1 protein-coding gene and 1 riboswitch are annotated in these 891 nt (G+C 64.8%); the gene reads right to left on the bottom strand.

Annotation, left to right across the window (positions count from 1 at the left end):
• Positions 1 to 96: 96 nt before the first annotated feature.
• Positions 97 to 280: riboswitch (cyclic di-AMP (ydaO/yuaA leader) on the bottom strand.
• A 105-nt stretch (positions 281 to 385) separates the two neighbouring features.
• Positions 386 to 891, bottom strand: a 506-nt coding sequence (locus K728_RS0109460; protein WP_024476542.1) for a siderophore-interacting protein, incomplete at its 5' end; no start/stop codon positions are given.

The following is an 891-nucleotide window of genomic DNA, read 5'->3' as shown; positions in this document are numbered from 1 at the left end:
ACGGCCAGCACAGCTGACCGGCGGTTGGATTTCAAGGTGGACTTAGGCGGGGCGGACGCGCGGCGGCGTCCGGACGTGACCGGCTGGAGCAAAACAGGAGCCTCTCTGCAACGCCGGTGAAGTTAGCTGTCGGATTCGAGCAAGAGTTGACTCGGCCCACTGCTGCTCTTCCAGTGAGCGGAAGAGTGGTTTGCGAAGGGCTGCACCCCAAGGCAGAAAACTGCCGAAGATGGGTCCTCCACCCCTGCCACGGTGAATTGGGGGCCGGCTGCTGACAGGGTTAGGCGTGCAGTCCGGGAGCCACAATGATGCGGATGGCTCCCTATAAGAATAGAGTGCTTAGCCGAGAAGTTATAATTTCGTTACACAGATCACGGCGTGGCGACTAGCCAAGTTCGGATCGACCCCTGCGCCAATACCCCATGAAGGCCACCTGCTTGCGGTCAATCCCGACGTCGCGCACCAGATAACGCCGCAGCCCACGGACCACCGCGGCCTCGCCCGCGATCCAGGCATAGAACGGGAGCGCACCGGAGGGCCGGTCCGGGTTCAGCGAGGAATTCAGCGTTGACGCGTTCAGCCGCTGCGGGGTTTCCCACAGGATCGTTTCGTCAATGTTCACTTCTTCCGGCTCGGGGCCTGCTGTGGCTGCGGCAGCGGCGGCGAGGGTCAGCCCGGCGCGGGAGCTGGCATCGACTCCGACGGCGAACGGCGCGGCCAGCGACACCCAGCCGGGCACCCGAACCGTATCCCGGACCGCCGCGTCCAGCAGTTCACCGTGGGGGCGTTCCCCCCGGGCGAGCCAGATGATTTCCACCGCTGAGGTGGTGGACACAGCCTGGAAATCTGCGTGGTCCGGCACTTCAAGGAAGGCGTGCCCGCCGACGTCGG

Source organism: Arthrobacter sp. CAL618, assembly GCF_000468215.1.
Lineage (GTDB): Bacteria > Actinomycetota > Actinomycetes > Actinomycetales > Micrococcaceae > Arthrobacter_D.
This window is presented reverse-complemented; position numbering and strand designations above follow the sequence as displayed.